This is a genomic window from Nonomuraea sp. CX421, assembly GCF_059358955.1.
The window spans coordinates 346,647-363,266 of record NZ_JCADBK010000002.1; the positions used below are offsets into that span (position 1 = coordinate 346,647).

Annotated in this window: 18 protein-coding genes; 6 read left to right on the forward strand and 12 right to left on the reverse strand. The window is 71.2% G+C overall.

All coding sequences use genetic code 11. The features are described 5' to 3' along the window. Positions 1–47: 47 nt before the first annotated feature. Positions 48–1,415, forward strand: a complete 1,368-nt coding sequence (locus tag AC5L3X_RS04655; protein WP_494855323.1) for a vWA domain-containing protein — start codon at positions 48–50, stop codon at positions 1,413–1,415. 103 nt (positions 1,416–1,518) lie between these two features. Here the strand turns inward: AC5L3X_RS04655 and AC5L3X_RS04660 are convergent, their stop codons facing one another. Further along, complete coding sequence (locus tag AC5L3X_RS04660; RefSeq protein ID WP_494855325.1) at positions 1,519–2,289, reverse strand: nuclease-related domain-containing protein; 771 nt, start codon at positions 2,287–2,289, stop codon at positions 1,519–1,521. A 186-nt stretch (positions 2,290–2,475) separates the two neighbouring features. On the opposite strand from AC5L3X_RS04660, the gene AC5L3X_RS04665 reads away from it, so the two are divergent. Beyond that, the gene (locus AC5L3X_RS04665) at positions 2,476–3,066 is read left to right on the forward strand and encodes a TetR/AcrR family transcriptional regulator (protein ID WP_189123442.1); all 591 of its coding nucleotides are present in this window, start codon (positions 2,476–2,478) and stop codon (positions 3,064–3,066) included. Here the strand turns inward: AC5L3X_RS04665 and AC5L3X_RS04670 are convergent. The 3 genes from AC5L3X_RS04670 to AC5L3X_RS04680 form a co-directional block, all read right to left on the reverse strand. Then, positions 3,037–4,212, reverse strand: a complete 1,176-nt coding sequence (locus AC5L3X_RS04670; RefSeq protein WP_494855327.1) for an acyl-CoA dehydrogenase family protein — start codon at positions 4,210–4,212, stop codon at positions 3,037–3,039. The two genes, AC5L3X_RS04665 and AC5L3X_RS04670, sit on opposite strands and share 30 nt — an antisense overlap. Next, positions 4,209–5,369 carry an acyl-CoA dehydrogenase family protein gene (locus AC5L3X_RS04675; protein ID WP_494855328.1) on the reverse strand — a complete coding sequence of 387 codons (1,161 nt, stop codon included), beginning with the start codon at positions 5,367–5,369 and terminating at the stop codon, positions 4,209–4,211. Before AC5L3X_RS04675 ends, AC5L3X_RS04670 begins: the two co-directional genes overlap by 4 nt. A 65-nt stretch (positions 5,370–5,434) precedes the next feature. After that, positions 5,435–6,637 (reverse strand): acyl-CoA dehydrogenase family protein, encoded by a 1,203-nt coding sequence (locus tag AC5L3X_RS04680; protein ID WP_494855330.1) that lies wholly within the window; start codon positions 6,635–6,637, stop codon positions 5,435–5,437. Between the two features lie 107 nt (positions 6,638–6,744). Here AC5L3X_RS04680 and AC5L3X_RS04685 point away from each other — a divergent pair, with 107 nt between their 5' ends. After that, on the forward strand, positions 6,745–7,323 hold the full coding sequence (locus tag AC5L3X_RS04685; RefSeq protein ID WP_189123439.1) for a GNAT family N-acetyltransferase: 579 nt from the start codon (positions 6,745–6,747) through the stop codon (positions 7,321–7,323). 13 nt (positions 7,324–7,336) lie between these two features. On the opposite strand, the gene AC5L3X_RS04690 is transcribed toward AC5L3X_RS04685, so the two are convergent. Continuing rightward, the gene (locus tag AC5L3X_RS04690; RefSeq protein WP_494855332.1) at positions 7,337–7,942 is read right to left on the reverse strand and encodes a TetR/AcrR family transcriptional regulator; all 606 of its coding nucleotides are present in this window, start codon (positions 7,940–7,942) and stop codon (positions 7,337–7,339) included. An 85-nt stretch (positions 7,943–8,027) separates the two neighbouring features. On the opposite strand from AC5L3X_RS04690, the gene AC5L3X_RS04695 reads away from it, so the two are divergent. After that, positions 8,028–9,188, forward strand: a complete 1,161-nt coding sequence (locus AC5L3X_RS04695; protein ID WP_494855333.1) for an FAD-dependent monooxygenase — start codon at positions 8,028–8,030, stop codon at positions 9,186–9,188. Here the strand turns inward: AC5L3X_RS04695 and AC5L3X_RS04700 are convergent. The 5 genes from AC5L3X_RS04700 to AC5L3X_RS04720 form a co-directional block, all read right to left on the reverse strand. Next, a complete protein-coding gene (locus AC5L3X_RS04700) occupies positions 9,091–9,975 on the reverse strand; it encodes a DMT family transporter (RefSeq protein ID WP_189123437.1) in 885 nt (294 codons plus the stop codon). The genes AC5L3X_RS04695 and AC5L3X_RS04700 overlap by 98 nt on opposite strands. Positions 9,976–10,090: 115 nt before the next feature. Next, positions 10,091–10,465 (reverse strand): VOC family protein, encoded by a 375-nt coding sequence (locus AC5L3X_RS04705; protein WP_494855334.1) that lies wholly within the window; start codon positions 10,463–10,465, stop codon positions 10,091–10,093. A 48-nt stretch (positions 10,466–10,513) separates the two neighbouring features. Then, a complete protein-coding gene (gene secA2, locus AC5L3X_RS04710; RefSeq protein WP_494855335.1) occupies positions 10,514–12,664 on the reverse strand; it encodes an accessory Sec system translocase SecA2 in 2,151 nt (716 codons plus the stop codon). A gap of 218 nt (positions 12,665–12,882) precedes the next feature. After that, positions 12,883–13,764, reverse strand: coding sequence for a DMT family transporter (locus tag AC5L3X_RS04715; RefSeq protein ID WP_494855336.1), 882 nt, complete (start codon positions 13,762–13,764; stop codon positions 12,883–12,885). 187 nt (positions 13,765–13,951) lie between these two features. Further along, a complete protein-coding gene (locus AC5L3X_RS04720) occupies positions 13,952–14,548 on the reverse strand; it encodes a nucleotidyltransferase (RefSeq protein WP_189123433.1) in 597 nt (198 codons plus the stop codon). A gap of 94 nt (positions 14,549–14,642) precedes the next feature. Here AC5L3X_RS04720 and AC5L3X_RS04725 point away from each other — a divergent pair, with 94 nt between their 5' ends. Together AC5L3X_RS04725 and AC5L3X_RS04730 are read left to right on the forward strand one after the other, a co-directional pair. Next, a complete protein-coding gene (locus AC5L3X_RS04725; protein ID WP_494855337.1) occupies positions 14,643–15,128 on the forward strand; it encodes a DUF1360 domain-containing protein in 486 nt (161 codons plus the stop codon). A gap of 85 nt (positions 15,129–15,213) precedes the next feature. Further along, a complete protein-coding gene (locus tag AC5L3X_RS04730) occupies positions 15,214–15,363 on the forward strand; it encodes a GPGG-motif small membrane protein (protein WP_181308348.1) in 150 nt (49 codons plus the stop codon). A gap of 237 nt (positions 15,364–15,600) precedes the next feature. Here the strand turns inward: AC5L3X_RS04730 and AC5L3X_RS04735 are convergent, their stop codons facing one another. Then, positions 15,601–16,323 (reverse strand): metallophosphoesterase family protein, encoded by a 723-nt coding sequence (locus AC5L3X_RS04735; RefSeq protein WP_494855339.1) that lies wholly within the window; start codon positions 16,321–16,323, stop codon positions 15,601–15,603. Then, positions 16,316–16,564, reverse strand: coding sequence for a BON domain-containing protein (locus AC5L3X_RS04740; RefSeq protein WP_189123430.1), 249 nt, complete (start codon positions 16,562–16,564; stop codon positions 16,316–16,318). The genes AC5L3X_RS04735 and AC5L3X_RS04740 overlap by 8 nt, the downstream gene beginning before the upstream one ends. Positions 16,565–16,620: the final 56 nt, after the last annotated feature.

The window sequence follows — 16,620 nt, forward strand, 5'->3', positions numbered from 1 at the left end:
TGCCTGATCGCCGCCCGACCCGCCCGTCCCATCCCGTTGGAGGTCACATGTCGCTCGTCGACAGGCATGTCGGGTTCATTCACGCCCTTCGCGAGGCGGGGGTGCCGGTGTCGCTGGCCGAAGGGCTGGACGCGGCGCGGGCGCTACGGGTGATCGACCTGGCCGAGCGCGAGTCGCTGCGCGCTGCCTACGCGGCGACGCTGGTCAAGAAGCCGGGCTACCGTCCGGGGTTCGACGTGCTGTTCGACCTGTGGTTTCCGGCCTCGACGACCGGCCTGTACGACCAGGGGCCCGGCGCCGAGGGGGCGCCCGATCCGCGGACGGCGCCCGTCGAGGACCTGCGCGGTTACCTGGCCCGGCTGCTGACCGACGGCACCGACGCGGAGCTGCGGGAGTTCGCCCGGGCCATGGTCGAGCGGTTCGGCCGCCGGCCGGCCGGACCGGGGCGGCAGAACTGGTTCTCCTACAGCGTGATGCGCGCCCTGTCGCCCGAGACGCTGATGGCCAGGATCCTGCGGGAGGTGCTGGCCGGTCAGGAGCGAGGCGGGCTGGCCGAGAAGACGGCGCGCCAGCGGGTGGCCGCCGGCACCCGGCGGTTCGAGGACGCGGTCGCCACCGATGTGCGCCGCCGGATCGCCGAGGACTCCGGCGTCGAGCGGATCGCCCGCTCCACCGTGCGTCCCCCGCTCGACCAGATCGACTTCCTCCGCGTCACCAAGGCCGACCTGGCCCGGCTGCGCCGCGAGGTCCATCCGCTGGCCAGGCGGCTGGCGGCCCGGCTGACGATCAAGCACCGGCGGGGGCGGCGCGGGCGGCTCGACTTCCGCCGCACGATGCGCGCCTCCCTGCAGAGCGGCGGCGTCCCGCTGACGACCTACTTCAAGCCGCCCCGGCCGCACAAGCCCGAGCTGGTCATCCTCTGCGACACCAGCGACTCGGTCTCGTCGTTCGCCCACTTCACCCTGCTGCTCACGTACGCGCTGAGGGAGCAGTTCACCAAGGTACGGGCGTTCGGCTTCGTGGACACGGTGGACGAGATCACCAGGTTCTTCGTGCCCGGGGCGGACGTGGTGGAGGCCATGGCCAAGCTCGCCGACGAGGCGGACATGGTCAGGTTCGGCCGCACCAACTACGGTCACGCGCTGGAGAGGTTCGCCGAGCGTTACGGCGACGCGATCGGGCCGAAGACGTCACTGCTCATCCTCGGCGACGCCCGGTCCAACTACCAGCCCCCCGCGCTGGACGTCCTGAAGTCACTGGTCGCCAAGGCTCGCCACGCCTACTGGCTGAACCCTGAGCCGCGCCCGCAGTGGGACACGGGCGACTCGATCGCCTCGGACTACGGAACGGTCGTCCCCATGTACGAGTGCCGCAACGTCTCCCAGCTGACGGGCTTCATCGAGCAGCTCGCCTGACCGGCCGAAAGGCCAGGCGAGCCGCCGGGCCGCGCGGCCGGACCACGCTGTCAGGCCGCGGGGTCAGGCCGCGGGGGTCAGACCGCGGGGGTCAGCCGCGGGGTCAGGAACGCTGGCTCTGGAGCTCGCGCGCGGCGGTGCGGGCGAGCAGCTCGACCTGCTCGTCGCTCAGCACGGTCTCCCGCGAGGACTTGATCTCCTTGGCCACCAGGCGCGGCTTGAGGAGGGTCACCCCCTCGGCGGCGACCGCGCCGCCACGCGGCAGCGAGCCGCAGTGCACAGCGAGCAGCGGCGTGATCCGCACCGGGATGCCGGTCTCGCGGGTCAGCAGCTCGGCGAACGCCTCGGCGGTGTCGACCAGCGGCTTGGCCACCTTGGTGCCGTATCTCTCACCGAAGAACAGCCGCCCGGCGTAGGTGGCGATCTCGGTGTCGGGGCTCCACGACTCGTTGTCGACGATCCAGACGCCGCCGGGGCCGATCACCAGGTGGTCGATGGACGCCTGGTCCCTGATGGCCCGCCCGTCGAGGACGTGGTAGCCCTGCCTGCCGAGTGCGCGCCGCAGCAGCCGTCGGGTGATCACCTCACCGCGCCGCCTGCCGCGCCAGACGGCGGTGGCGCGGAACGAACGCCAGTCGAGCCACCAGTCGGCGCCGGCCACGACCCCGGCGAGCGCGAGACCGCACAGGGGGGCGAGCGCGACCTCGAACCTGAGCGCCAGGGCGATGCCCGCCACGAAGCCCGCGACGGCCTTGACGATGCGCGACCTCTGCCGGTTGCGGGCGTCCTCGCGCCAGAACTTCTCGTAGTACCACTGCGGCGACGAGCCAGTGAACTTCTCGTCCTGCTGCACGTAGATAGAGCCACCAGGCACGGCAAACTCCCCGAATGAGTTGTGACCATGAGGATCTGCCACGCCGAAGATCCCTCGCCTGATCAAGTATTACCCCACTCCAAGCAAGGGCACCCTAAGGTGACGGAAATAGCACCCAGAAGGCCAAGAGAAGACCAATCAACCGACCAGTCGGTATGCTGAGCGAGGTGATGGAGGGGGACACAGGTGAAAGAGGAACCGGTACGCCAGCGACTGCTGGGCGCGGCGACACGGCTGTTCGCCGAGCGCGGCTTCGAGAGCACCTCGGTCCAAGAGATCGTCGTGGCAGCGGGCGTCACCAAGGGCGCCATGTATCACTATTTCAGCTCAAAAGATGATCTGTTGCAAGAGATCTACGGCCGTCTTCTGCGCATGCAGATGGACCGGCTGACCGCGATCGCCGACGGCCCCGAGCCGCTCGCCGAGCGGCTGCACCGGGCCGCGGCCGACGTCGTGGAGACCACGACGGCCAACCTCGACGACTCGAAGATCTTCTTCCGCTCGATGCACCTGCTGGCGCCCGAGACCCAGAAGACCGTGCGGGCCGAGCGCCGCCGCTACCACGAGCGCTTCCGCGACCTGGTGGCCGAGGGACAGCGGGCGGGCACGTTCAGCGACCGGGTGCCCGCCGAGCTCGTCGTCGACTACTTCTTCGGCTCCGTGCACCACCTGGGCACGTGGTACCACGCGGACGGGCCGCTCACCGGCGCCCAGGTGGGCAGGCACTTCGCCGACCTGCTGCTCACCTCACTCGGGGCCGGGCACGCCGGCGAGTGAGGCCAGCGCCTCGCGGTGGTCGCCGGGGGTGCCGAGCGCGATCTCGGTGGCCTTGGCGCGCTTGAGGTAGAGATGCACCGGATGTTCCCACGTCATCCCGATGCCCCCGTGCAGTTGCAGCGCCTCCTCGGCGGTGCGCACCGCCACGTCGCCGTTCCACGCCTGTGCCACGGCCACGGACACGGCCGACCCCTCGGCGACGGCTCCCCGGGCGGCGGCCCTTGCCCGGACCACGTCGAGCCACAGATCGGCCAGGCGGTGCTTGATCGCCTGGAACGAGCCGATCGGCCGGGCGAACTGGTGGCGTTCCTTCACGTACGCGAGCGTCGTGTCGAGGCACCATTCGGCTACGCCCAGTTGCTCGGAGGCGAGCAGCCCCGCGCCGAACCTCAGCACCTCGGCCAGGTCCACCGGACCGAGCGGCACGGCGAGGGCGTCGTCGAAGGTGACGGTGGCCACCGGCCGGGTCAGGTCGAGCGACGGCACGACCTCGACGCCCGCGCCCTCGACGAGGTACAGGACGCCGTTGACCGGCACCAGCAGCACGTCGGCCACGTCGGCCCCGGCCACGCCGGAGACCGAGCCGGACAGGCGGGCGCCGTCGTCGCCGGCCCGCACCGCCGACCCGCGCTCCGGCCGGTACGGTGACGCGGCGAAGGAGACGGCCAGGGCGGCCGTGGCCCGCCCTTCGGCCAGCCGGCCGAGCAGCTCACGCACCCGGTCCACGGCCGCAGCCTGGGGCAGGTCACCGCCCTGGTCCACGGCGGCCGTCTGGGGCAGCTCACCGGCCCGGTCCACGGCGGCCGACTGGAGCAGCGCGTGGGTGGCCAGCACCGCGCTGGTGAAGTAGGGCACCGGGGCGACGGCCCTGCCCAGCTCCTCCAGCACCACCGCCGCCTCACTCGCGCTCGCCCCGGCGCCGCCGTACGCCTCGGGGATGAGCAGCCCGGCCACGCCGATCTCGCCCGCCAGCGTCCGCCACAGGTCGAGGTCGTAAGGCTCGGACTCGATCCGCTTCAGCACCGCCGCGGGCGGGCAGCGGTCGGCGAGCAGCCCGCGCACGGCGGCCCGCAGCTCCTCCTCGACCTCGGAATACAGCAGCGTCATGGGGCGCTCCCCCTTCTCCTCCGCCACACCGGCCGTCATCGGGGCAGGTCCTTCCAGGGCACGTTCTTGTCGACGCGGGGCTCGGAGGGCAGGCCGAGCACCCGTTCGGAGATGATGTTGCGCAGGATCTCCGAGGTGCCGCCCTCGATGGAGTTGCCCTTGGCCCGCAGATAGCGGTATCCGGCCCCGCGACCGTAGAAGTCGACGCCCTCCGAGCGGCGGAACGTCCAGTCGTCGTAGCCGAGGTCGCGCCTGAGCTCGACGTCGAGGCCGGACAGCGCCTGGTTGAGCCTGGCGAACGACAGCTTCATGCCCGAGCCCTCGGGTCCAGGCTGGCCGGCGACCAGTTGCTCGCGCAGCCGCGCGCCGGACAGGCGGGTCACCTCCGCCTCCACCCAGAGCGACAGCAGCCGCTGGTGCAGGTCGTGCGTGCGCAGCTCGGGGTGCTCGCGCCAGGTCTCCAGTACCGAGCCGAACATGCCGCCGCCGCGGCGGACGGGAGCGCCGCCGATCGCGACGCGCTCGTTCATCAGCGTGGTCTGCGCGACGCGCCAGCCGTCGCCCACCTCGCCGAGCCGCAGGTCGTCGGAGAGCCGCACGCCGGTGAGGAACACCTCGTTGAACTCGGCCTCGCCGGTGATCTGGCGCAGCGGCCGCACCTCGACGCCGGGAGCGTGCATGTCGCAGACGAAGTACGTCATGCCGCGGTGTTTGGGCACGTCGGGGTCGGTACGGGTGACCAGGATCGCCCACCGGGAGTGATGGGCGCCGGACGTCCACACCTTCTGGCCGTCCACCACCCACTCGTCACCGTCGCGGACCGCCCGCGTGGCCAGCGTGGCCAGGTCGGAACCGGCGCCGGGCTCGCTGAAGAGCTGGCACCAGATCTCCTCGCCGGTCCACAGCGGCCTCAGGAACCGGCGCTTCTGCTCGTCGGTGCCGAACGCCAGGATCGTCGGCGCCGCCATGCCCAGGCCGATGCCCTGGACGCTGCTGAGCTGGGGGGTGTGGGCCAGCTCGCGCTCGACCACCTGCTGCAGTTCGCGTGACACTCCCAGGCCGCCGAGCCCCTCGGGGAACCAGACCCACGCCAGGCCGGCGTCGAACCTGGCCCGCAGGAACTCCAGCCGGTCGCCACTCGGGTCGTTTTGGTCAAGGAACGCGGCTGTGCGCTCCTTGAGCTGCGCTTCGTCCACTCCAGCTCCCTCTCGTCCAGCTCCCTCTCGGCCAGCTCCCTCTCGGCCAGCTCCCTTGCGATCCGTCACATGTACTTCTTGAGCTCGCGGTGGGCCAGCGACCGCTTGTGCACCTCGTCGGGGCCGTCGGCCAGCCGCAGCGAGCGGGCCCCGGCCCAGAGCGCGGCCAGCGGGAAGTCCTGCGAGACGCCGCCCGCCCCGTGCACCTGGATGGCCTTGTCGAGGATCCACTCCACGGTGATCGGTGTGGAGATCTTGATGGCCTGGATCTCGGTGTGGGCGCCCTGGCTGCCGACGGTGTCCATCAGCCAGGCCGTCTTGAGCACCAGCAGCCGCAACTGCTCGATCCGGATGCGGGACTCGGCGATCCAGTCCTGGACCACGCCCTGCTGGGCGACGGGCTTGCCGAACGTGGTCCTGCTCAGCGCCCGCCGGCACATGAGCTCGATGGCGCGCTCGGCCATGCCGATCAGCCGCATGCAGTGGTGGATGCGGCCGGGGCCGAGCCTGGCCTGGGCGATGGCGAAACCGCCGCCCTGCTCGCCGATCAGGTTGTCGGCCGGGACGCGGACGTCCTCGAAGAGGATCTCGGCGTGCCCGCCGTGGTCGGAGTCGCTGTAGCCGAACACGTGCATGCCGCGTTTGATCTGCATGCCCGGGGTGTCGCGTGGCACCAGGATCATGCTCTGCTGCCGGCGGGCCGGCGCCTCGGGGTCCGTCTTGCCCATCACGATGAAGATCTTGCAGTCGGGGTTCATCGCCCCTGAGATGAACCACTTGCGGCCGTTGATGACGTACTCGTTGCCGTCGCGGACGATCGACGTCGCGATGTTGGTGGCGTCGGAGGAGGCTACCTCGGGCTCGGTCATCGCGAAGGCCGAGCGGATCTCCCCGTCGAGCAGCGGCCGCAGCCACTCCTTGCGCTGCCATTCGCTACCGAACATGGAGAGGACCTCCATGTTGCCGGTGTCGGGCGCGGCGCAGTTGGTGGCGGCGGGCGCGAGGTTGGGACTGCGGCCCATGATCTCCGCCAGCGGCGCGTACTGCAGGTTGGTCAGCCCCGCTCCGTGGTCACCGGGCAGGAACAGGTTCCACAGGCCGCGTTTTCTGGCCTCGTCCTTCAGGTCGGCGAGCAGCGGCGGCGGGCTCCATCCGCTGGTCGCCGCCTGCTCCTCGAAGGCGGCCTCGGCTGGGTAGACGCACTCGTCCATGAAGCGCAGCAGTCGTTCGCGCAGGTCCTCGGTGACGGCGTCGAAGGCGAAGTCCATGTCGTGAGCCTACCGACCGGCCGGTATGTCTGTCGACAGGTGGTTTCCAGCAAAAACCGGCATGTGGCGCTAACCGCCCTCCCCGACCGGGACCTAACCTGACCGCCATGACCGCGAAGCTCCCGTCACCCGTGACGCTCGAGAACGACGTCGTCCGACTCGAACCTCTCACCATGACCCACATACCCGACCTGTTCGCCGCGGGCGGCGACGACGACGAGGTCTGGCGCTGGCTCCCCGCCGCCGTGCCCCGCTCCGAGGACGATCTGGCACAGATCGCCCGCATGCTGATCGAGGACGACCGGCACGTCCCGTTCGCGGTGATCCCGCGGCAGACGGGCCGGGCAGCCGGCTGGACCACCTACGGCGACGTGCCGGGCTTCGACGAGAGCGTCGAGATCGGCTGGACGTGGTACGGCAGGGCGTTCTGGCGCACTGCCGTCAACACGGGCTGCAAGCTGCTGCTCATCGACCACGCCTTCGACAAGCTGGGCTTCAACCGGGTCCTGCTCAAGACCGACGTGCTCAACCTGCGCTCGCAGAACGCGATCAGGCGGATCGGCGGTCTGCACGAGGGCACCCTGCGCCGGCAGCGCAGGCGCCCCGACGGCAGCTGGCGCGACGCCGTCTACTTCGGCATCCTCCAGGAGGAGTGGCCGGACCACCGTGCCCGCCTGACCCGCTGAACGCCCGGCCTCGTCAGGCCAGCATGCCGGTCAGCAGCTCGCGCATCGCCGTGCGCAGCTCGTCGAGTGACGGTTCGGCGCCCGCTCCGGCTATCGCGTCGAACATGATGCCCTCGCCGTACGCCACGAGCCGGCGCGCGTGGCGTACGGGGTCGGGCGAGCCGGCGGCGGCGAGCAGGGCGACGGCGGGGTCGCGGAAGCGGCGGCCCGCCTGGTCGTAGATCACGCGCAGCTCGGGCCGCCGGGTGGCCTCCAGGGCCAGCTCGTAGCGGGCCAGCGTGCGCCTGCGGTCGCGGAGCTGCACCTGCAACGCCTCGGCCAGCCGCCCCGGCAGGTCGCCGAGCGGGTTCCGCGCCTCCCCCTCGGGGCCGTCGAGCGATCTCTCGGAGGTCCCTCCGGGCACGTCGGGCGTCAGGAGGGCGGACAGGGCCTGCTCTTCCAGCTCCGTCAGGCGTGACAGCGTCAGCTCCAGGAGGGCGGCGCGGGTGCGGGCCAGGTTGGAGGTCGAGCCGGGGGGCAGACCGGCGGCCTCGTCGACGGCGCGGTGGGTGAGCCCGCGCATGCCGCGCTCGGCCAGCAGGCTGATGGCGGCCTCCGCGACCTGGTCAGAGCGCTTCACGGGCAGAGATACTACACCGGTAGTAAGACCTCACTACAGGCGTAGTACGCTGAGACTACAGACGTAGTGAACAAGGAGGCGGAACATGCCGAACGCGGTGGTGATCGGCGGGGGCGTCGGCGGGCTGACCGCCGGGATCGCGCTGCACCGACGGGGCTGGGACGTGACCGTGCTGGAGCGGGCGGAGCACCTGGACCAGGCGGGCTCCGGGCTGGCCATCGCGGCCAACGCGCTGCGCGCCCTCGACACGCTGGGACTGGGCGACCGGATCCGCGAGCTGTCGAGGCTGCAAGGGGAGGCCGGTGTGTGCCGCCCCGACGGCCGGTGGCTGATGCGCACCAGCGAGGAGCGGGCACGCGAACGGTTCGGCGACTCGGTGGTCGTCATGTTGCGGGCCACGCTCGCCGAGGTCCTCGCCGACGCCCTGGGCGAGCGGCACCTGCGGCTGGGCACCACGGTCACCGGTGTCGACCCCGGCACCGGCACCGTCCGCACCGCCGCGGGCGACCTCCGGGCCGACCTGGTCGTGGCGGCCGACGGCATCCACTCGGCGACCAGGAGCGCGCTCTTCCCGGAGCATCCCGGGCCGGTCTACTCGGGGGTGACCGCGTGGCGCGGGCTCGTGCCGAGCTCGGGCCCCGCGGTGCGGAGCACGGAGACGTGGGGCAGGGGCCGGGTGTTCGGCGTGCACCAACTGGCCCGCGACCTCGTCTACTTCTACGCGACCGACCTGGCGCCGGCCGGCGCCAGGGCCGCCGACGAGCGCGAGGAGCTGCTACGCGGGTTCGGCGGGTGGCACGCACCGATCCCGGAGCTGCTGCGCGCGGTGGATCCGGCGCGGATCCTGCGCAACGACGTCCACTACCTCGACCGCCCGCTGCCCGCCCTCCACCGGGGCCGGGTGGCGCTGCTCGGCGACGCGGCCCACCCGATGACGCCCAACCTGGGCCAGGGCGCCTGCCAAGCGATCGAGGACGCGGTCGTGCTCGCCCAGGTGGCCGGGGGCGACCTCGCCGGCTACACGGACGCCCGGCTGCGCCGAACCGCCGGGATCGTGCGCCGTAGCATGACCGTCTGCCGGGCGACCAAGACCCGCGCCCCTGCGGCGGTGCGGCTTCGCGACCTGGCGATGTCGCTGGCCGGACGGCTCAGCCCAGATCTGATGTTGCGTTCATTCGACGAGGTGCTGGACTGGACTCCACCGGTGCCGGCTTCGAGTGGTCGGGGGCCAGCCGCCCGAGCGTGATCGTGCCGCCGATGGTCAGCGCGGCCGCGAGCAGGGCGGGGATGGCCGTTGCGGGACTCGTCGGCAGCGGCTCGCCGAGCAGGATCACACCGGCCAGCACCGAGGTGATGGGGTCGATCACCTGCACGCCGGCGTAGGCGATGCCGAAGTAGCCGACCGCGTAGGACCGCTGCAGCAGCACCACGGCGGCGACCAGCAGCACCGGCACGGCCAGGGTGAACCAGTGCAGCAACCGCCCCAGGTCGCCCTCCAGGCCCCCGCCGACCACCCGGACGAACGTGGACACGCTGGCGGTCACGGCCCCCGCCGCGACTGACAGCAGCAGGGCCCGGGCCGGACCGCGGGCCCGGCTCGCGGCCAGCTGCGTGATGAGCACGACCATGCCGATCACCGCGATGAACGCGATCGCGGCGCCGTTGCCCAGCCGGGGCGTGACGTTGTGGGTGGGGACCAGCATCATCAGCCAGAGCAGCCCGACGGCCACCGCGATGGAGCCGAAGATCTCCCCCTTGTACGGCCTGCGCCCGTACATGAACGCCGCCAGCGGCACCGCGAACACCAGCGTGGCCACGCTGATCGGCTGCACCACGACCAGCGGCGCGAGGCTGAGCGCCACGGCGTGCAGGCAGGCTCCGGTGAACCCGATGATGCCGCCGATCCACCAGCGAGGGCGCCTCACCAACTTGAGCGAGGCGCCCTCCACCACTGCTTCGTACTGCTGCAGGGCCGCGCCGAGCGCGTAGCCGAGGGCACCGGCCAGGGCGATGAGCAGCCCGGCCCAGCTCATGCGCGCCCGCGTAGGCGCAGAGATCCCGTCAAGAGCATTGCTCAAGCTTAGGTCCCGGGCCGACCGCTGGAATCACCCTTTAGGCCAATCCTTGCCTCTTCATCCGCCGGCGCCGTCACTCTTTCTCTGGACAGACGCAGAAGAGATGCCCCTCGGGATCCCGCAGGACGATCCAGCCGACGCCCTCCTCGGTGACGCCCGGCTGGAACTCGGGCCTGGTGGCGCCCAGCGCGATGTAGTCCTCGACGGCCCGCTCCACATCCGGCACCCGGAAGTCCAGGTGGAACTGCTTGTCCGGCCCCGGCCACGCCGCCGGCTCACGGTCGGGGACCCGGCCGAAGTAGATGGCGGTGGTGCCGTCGCCCACCCCTGCGTACTCGTCCTCGGAGTACAGGATGTCCAGGCCGGTCACCTCGTGGTAGAACTCGGCCAGCTTCTTGGGCTCCGCGCAGTCAATGCTGACCGCCAGGAGCTTCGCCTTCGTTGTCATGCTCCGAGGCTCCCAGCCGTACCTGCCATCCTCTGTCAGGTAAGAGGATCAGGTCTTGCGCGTGCCCGAGGACACCCGCTTGAGGATGCGGTCCCACTCGGTGCCGAACGGGTTGTCCTGCACCAGGTAGGTCCACGTCGCCGTGGGCCGCTTGAGGTCGGGCTCGGGCGCCTCGAACGACTCCAGCGAGCGCCGCTCGACCTCGCCCAGCAGCGACTTGTACTCGGCCACGGCCTCGCGGTGGAACTCGTCGATCGGGCTCATCCGGCCGAGCGCCCGCAGGTGGATGCCCTCGCGCAGGTCGGTGAGGAAGGCCAGGTGCTCGGTCCAGCACCGGTCGATCGCGTGCAGCACGATCTGCCGGGCCGTCTCCTCGCGGGTGTCGGCGGGCATCGACTCCCAGCGCTCGGGGTCCTTCTCGGCCAGGGCGCGGGCGGCCGCGTCACCGTGCAGGACCTTGTCGCGCCACTCCAGGATGAGCTCGCGCTGGTGCTCCAGCAGCCGGGTGTAGCGCCAGGTGTTGCGGTGGATCTGCAGGTGCACGCCCTCGGCGATGCGCTGGGCGTGGCCCACCAGGTAGGCGCCACGGCGGTGGCGCACCAGGCCGTCGGAGTCGGCCGCGGGCGGGCGCTCGTCGGCGACGAACTGCGTGATCAGGTCGTCGCGCATGCTGACGAAGAACACCGAGCCGCCGGGGTCGCCCTGCCGGCCCGCCCGGCCGCGCAACTGGTCGTCGAGGCGGCTGCTGGCGTGGCGGCCGGAGCCGATCACGTACAGGCCGCCCAGCTCGGGCACGCCGTCGCCGAGGCGGATGTCGGTGCCGCGCCCGGCCATCTGGGTGGAGACGGTGATGGCGTCGCGCTCGCCCGCCCTCGCGATGATCGCCGCCTCCTCGGCGTCGTTCTTCGCGTTGAGCACGACCGGCTCCAGGCCGCGCCGCTGCAGCAGCGTGGCGAGGTTCTCCGACTCGGCCACGTCGAGCGTGCCGATGAGGATGGGCCGGCCGGTGGCGTGGGCCGCCTGGATCTCCTCGACCAGCGCGGCGTCCTTCTCGGGCACGGTCGGGTAGATGCGGTCCGGCTCGTCCTTGCGGACGCACGGGCGGTTGGACGGGATCACCGCGACCTTCAGCCCGTAGAACTCGCCGAGCTGCTCGCTGACCGCGACCGCCGTGCCGGTCATGCCGGAGATCTGCGGGTAGCGGCGGATCAGGCCCTGGACGGTGATGGAGTCGAGGATCTCGCCCTTCTCGCTGGGCGCCAGCGTCTCCTTGGCCTCCACGGCCGCCTGCAGGCCGTCGGGCCAGCGCTGCAGGAGCGCCACCCGGCCGCGCGAGGGGTTGATCAGCTGCACCCGGCCGTCGCGCACGATGTAGTCGACGTCGCGGGTGAGCAGCGCGTGGGCGTGCAGGGCCAGGTTGAGCTCGATCAGGACGCCCGGCTCGTGCTCGTCGTAGAGCTCGACGCCGAGCAGGTTCTCCACGGTGTCGGCGCCCTTGGGGGTCAGGTAGACGTTGCGGGCCTGGTCGTCGACCTCGTAGTGGTAGCCCCTGACCAGTTGCCGGGCCAGGATGGCCATCTCCGGCACCGCGCTGCCCGCGTCGGACGCGCCGGCCATGACCAGCGGCACCCGGGCCTCGTCGACCAGCACCGAGTCGGCCTCGTCGATCAGCGCCACCTCGGGCGCGGGCACGATCAGCTCGCTCGCGTCGGTGCGCAGCCGGTCGCGCAGCACGTCGAAGCCGATCTCGCTGACGGGCCCATAGGTGACGTCCTTCGCGTACGCCTCGCGCCGCTCGTCCGGCGTGGAGCTCTGGCCGATCCAGCCGACCGTGACGCCCATCGCCTCGTAGAACGGCGCCATCCACTCCGCGTCGCGCCTGGCCAGGTAGTCGTTGACGGACATCACGTGCACGCGCTTGCCCTGGAGCGCGTAGCCGGCCGCGGCCATCGCGCCGGACAGCGTCTTGCCCTCGCCGGTGGCCATCTCGGCCACCTTGCCGTCGAGCAGGGCGAGAGTGCCCAGCAGCTGCACGTCGTACGGCCGAAGCCCGAGGGTGCGGTCGGCGGCCTCGCGCGCGACGGCGCAGAACTCTGCCAGATCGTCCATCGACGGCTGCGGCAGCTCGTCGAGCTGGCCGACCCGGTCGGCCCGGTCGGCGGCGGCCTTGACGACCTTCTTGTAGGGGCTCAGACTCACGCCCCCCGGACGGTCCAGGAGATTTCTGAAAATTCCGGAAATCGAAGCCACAGTCCCTCCAACGCACACTTCGTCGGCACCGTTCCCCTTGTGCCCCTATGCATGAGGTCTGGACGGAGTCAGGAGCGGAGCGACGGTACGACATGCGTCGCCGTACCGGACCCTAACCCATGAGACGGGCCGCACCGTCACTCCGCTCCGCTACCCGGGCGGTCCGATCACGCCTGACCGGCCGTGGAACTGGCCCTCGCGGTGAGCACCACCACGGCGGCCGACAACAACGCGCACCCGCCCCAGGCGAGAGGCGACAGCCGCTCGCCGAACAGCACCACGCCCAGCACGGCCGCGCCCGCCGCCTCGACCAGCGAGATGATCGACACCGTGGTGGCGTCGAGCGCGGTCAGCGCGCGGAAGAACAACCCGTACGCCAGCGCGGTCGGCACCGCCCCGAGATAGAGCAGCAGCGCCACCGACGGCAGGTTGAGCTCCGGCAGCACCCCCTCGGCCAGCGCCAACGGCATCAGGCAGATCGCGCCGACGAGGAACCCGCCCACGGCCGTGCCCTGGGGGTCGTCCTGGTGACGCCGCGAGAACACCGTCACCCCGGCGTAGCCGGCGGCCGACAGCAACGCGAACGCGATCCCGGCGAGACCGCCGCCGCCTTCGACCGCGGCCTCCCCGGTGAGCAGCGCCAGCCCGGCGAGCGCGGCCGCCAGGGCGGTGAGCCCGACGCGGCCGAGCCGCTCGCGCAGCAGGATCCGGCCGCCGAGGGCGGTGAGGACCGGGGTGGCGCCCATCGTCACCACGGTCGCGACCGCCACGCCGGACTCGGCGATCGAGGCGAAGTAGGCCGTCTGGTAGACGGCCATGCCCAGGCCCACGACGACGACCCGCGGGCTGAACCGGTCGAGCCGGCCGCCCGTGAGGCGGGTCAGCGCGAGCAGGAAGGCGGCGCCGAGCAGGTAGCGCCAGAGGGAGACGCCGACGGGGCCGAGCCCGCCGGACTGGAAGAGCAGCGACCCGGCGGCGCCGCCGGTGCCCCAGGCGGTCGCGGCCACGGACACGTAGAACGCGCCCCGCCGGGCGGAAACAGAGGTCATGACAGATCTCTCCGAATGGAGTGGTCGGAAGTGGGCCCGTCGTGCGGGCAGCGTCCACCCCCGGATCGAAGAGATCCGGAAAAATCAGGAGATGCCGCCCGCTACGGGGCGGGCGGCGGGGAGCAGATCAGAAAACGCGGCACGATCACACCCTAACGGCCGTCAAGGTTCGCCCGCGACGCCGGTGTCACGGCCACGCCGGGTCGCCCGTGGCGTGCACCGGGGTGTCGAGCACGCCGAGGCGTTCGAGCAGGGTGAGGAACGTGGCGGCGTACGGCGAGTCGGCCGTCACGGTGGCAACCCGCGTCCAGTCGACCTGCTCGCGCAGCGCCCGCACCTGCGGCAGCAGCCCGCCGTAGTCGCAGGCGTGCTCGGACAGCGGCAGCAGCCAGGAGATGACCAGGTCGGTCGCCTCCAGCACGGGCACGATCACCGCCGACGCCTTCATCGGCTCGGCCCGGTCGAGCAGCTCGTCGGTGATCGGCCGGTCGGACACCCGGAAGATCAGGTCCACCAGCCGGCCCTCGTCGAACGCCTTGACCAGCCAGTCCTCGGGCGGCTTGGCGGTCTGGAAGCCCAATCCGCGCAACGCGTCGAGGGCGGCGGGCACGTCGTGCTCGGTGAGGACGAAGTCGACGTCGTGCAACGAGGGCGCCGCTCCCCTGGCGTAGGCCGCGCAACCACCGGCCAGCGCGAACTTCACACCGGCGTCCTTCAGCCCCGAACTCGCCCGCTTGAGGGTGTCGAGGATGGCGTCGGTGACCGCGTGACTGTGGCTGCCCATGTGAGCGGGCTACCCCTACGATCGCCGGATAGACGTCTTCGGCCGCGTCTGTCGGGGCCGGAGTAGCCGCCCGGCACAGGGGTAGCGCGTGCCCATGAATGACTTCCTCGAGAAGACCGAACAGGAGTACTCGGGCGAGCACGATCGCCCGCTCAAGTCCTACCTCCGCATCCTCACCGTGTACGGCGGCGCGGTCGCCACGGGCATCGCCGTCGCCGCGCTGACCGGCCGGCGGGCGCCCGAGCGCGTCGGGCTGATGGACCTGGCGTTGATGGCGGCCTGCACGCACAAGGTGTCACGACTGATCGCCAAGGACCCGGTCACCAGCCCGCTGCGCGCGCCGTTCACCACGTACGAGGGCGTCAGCGGGCCGTCGGAGCTGAAGGAGGAGCCGCGCAACGCGATGGGCGAGCTGCTCGCCTGTCCGTTCTGCCTGGCCCAGTGGACGGCCACGGCCTACGCGGCCGGGCTGGTCTTCGCGCCGCGGTTCACCCGCCTGGCCGGGGTCACCATGACCGCGGTGGCCGCCTCCGACTGGCTGCAACTGGCCTACGCCAAGCTCATGCGCTCGGCCGGGTAACCCCATCCCTCCGGTGACATCTGCGAAGAAACGACCAAATCGAAAAGAATGTTAAAGGTCCGGCGCTCAGGGCAGAAGCGGGCTCATGGCTACTCTGCTATGGATCATCGCTGTCATCCTCGTCATCTCCGGCATCTACGTGATTCTGGCCCGGCGCGATCTGCTCTGGGGAATCGTCCTCATCGTCATCGGTTTCCTGGTCGGTCCCGGCGGTGTCAGCATCTTCAATGTCTAGGGGCGCAGGGCGCCCTTACCGCCTCCCCACTGGGCCGGGACACCCTTCCGGTCCAGTGGCCTCACCGGATTTTCCGACATGTCACGTCTTAGGTCCCCGGTATTTATGCAGCGGGGCCTGATCTTCCGATTTCCGTTCGATGGCCGCTATTCGATGGCCGCTATGAGCCGGGCCGGCGGCTCGCATCCGCGAGCAGCCGGCCCGGCTCCGGCCGGATGGCCGGCCTCGCGTGAGGGACTAACCGCCGTTGAGGCAGTAGACGGCGTAGGCCCGCCCCAGCACGGGCAGCGCGACGTTGCGCACCCGGATGCCGCCGGGGGTGAGCCCCTTCTCGCTGCCCTTGTGGGCGTGCCCGTGCAGGATCAGCTCAGCGCCCGCGATGTCGACCGCCTCGGCCAACAGGTAGCTGCCGAGGAAGGGATAGATCTCCAGCGGCTCCCCTTCGAGCGTCTCCTTGACGGGGGAGTAGTGCGACAGCACCACGCGCCGGTCCACCTGCATCTCCTTGAGCGCCAGCCGCCAGGCGTCGGCGATCTGCCGGGTGTGGCCGACGAAGTCCTTGATCTCACGCTCGCCGAACTCGCTCGCGCACTTGCCGGCGAATCCGCCGCCGAAGCCCTTGCCGCCGACCACGCCCAGCTTGGAGTCGCCGCACTGGATCACGACGCCGTCGTCGTCGAGCACGATGACGCCGGCGTCACGGAGCACGGCGGCGATCTCGTGCTGCAGGTCGGAGTGGTAGTCGTGGTTGCCGAGCACGGTGACGGCGGGCACCGGCAGGTCGCGCAACTCGTCGGCCACGACCCTGCCCTCCTCCAGGGTGCCGTGCCGGGTCAGGTCACCCGCGAGCATCAGCACGTCGGCGCGCTCCTCGATGCCCTTGAGTCGTTCCCGGTAGCTGCCCCGGGCGTCTTCGCCCAGATGGAGGTCGCCCGCGGCCGCGATGCGCAGATCAGTCAAGATGCTCATCCTCTCCCGGCTCGCCGTAGTCGACGATCTTGATTTCGTTGTGCATCCTCAGGCCGGGCGCCGCCTCGTGGGCCACCGCCCCCAGCCGTTCGCGTTGCTCGGCACCGCTCACCTTGCCGCGCAGGAACATCTGGTCGCCCCTGACGTCGACGTGGATGCCGAGCTCGTGGGTACGCGTGTCCTCGGCCAGCGCCTGCTGGACCCGGGCCGCGACGTACTGCGGTGCTTCCATCGCACTCCCCTTTCCAGTCGCCGCATGCCCATGGAGGAACGGGTCAAACGGCGCGG

Bases quoted from the DNA above. Each gene is read 5' to 3' on its own strand.
- AC5L3X_RS04655 (WP_494855323.1), top strand. From the start codon at position 48: ATGTCGCTCGTCGACAGGCATGTCGGGTTCATTCACGCCCTTCGCGAG.
- AC5L3X_RS04670 (WP_494855327.1), bottom strand. From the start codon at position 4,212: ATGACGGCCGGTGTGGCGGAGGAGAAGGGGGAGCGCCCCATGACGCTG.
- AC5L3X_RS04680 (WP_494855330.1), bottom strand. From the start codon at position 6,637: ATGGACTTCGCCTTCGACGCCGTCACCGAGGACCTGCGCGAACGACTG.
- AC5L3X_RS04685 (WP_189123439.1), top strand. From the start codon at position 6,745: ATGACCGCGAAGCTCCCGTCACCCGTGACGCTCGAGAACGACGTCGTC.
- AC5L3X_RS04695 (WP_494855333.1), top strand. From the start codon at position 8,028: ATGCCGAACGCGGTGGTGATCGGCGGGGGCGTCGGCGGGCTGACCGCC.
- AC5L3X_RS04700 (WP_189123437.1), bottom strand. From the start codon at position 9,975: ATGAGCTGGGCCGGGCTGCTCATCGCCCTGGCCGGTGCCCTCGGCTAC.
- AC5L3X_RS04705 (WP_494855334.1), bottom strand. From the start codon at position 10,465: ATGACAACGAAGGCGAAGCTCCTGGCGGTCAGCATTGACTGCGCGGAG.
- AC5L3X_RS04715 (WP_494855336.1), bottom strand. From the start codon at position 13,764: ATGACCTCTGTTTCCGCCCGGCGGGGCGCGTTCTACGTGTCCGTGGCC.
- AC5L3X_RS04720 (WP_189123433.1), bottom strand. From the start codon at position 14,548: ATGGGCAGCCACAGTCACGCGGTCACCGACGCCATCCTCGACACCCTC.
- AC5L3X_RS04725 (WP_494855337.1), top strand. From the start codon at position 14,643: ATGAATGACTTCCTCGAGAAGACCGAACAGGAGTACTCGGGCGAGCAC.
- AC5L3X_RS04730 (WP_181308348.1), top strand. From the start codon at position 15,214: ATGGCTACTCTGCTATGGATCATCGCTGTCATCCTCGTCATCTCCGGC.
- AC5L3X_RS04740 (WP_189123430.1), bottom strand. From the start codon at position 16,564: ATGGAAGCACCGCAGTACGTCGCGGCCCGGGTCCAGCAGGCGCTGGCC.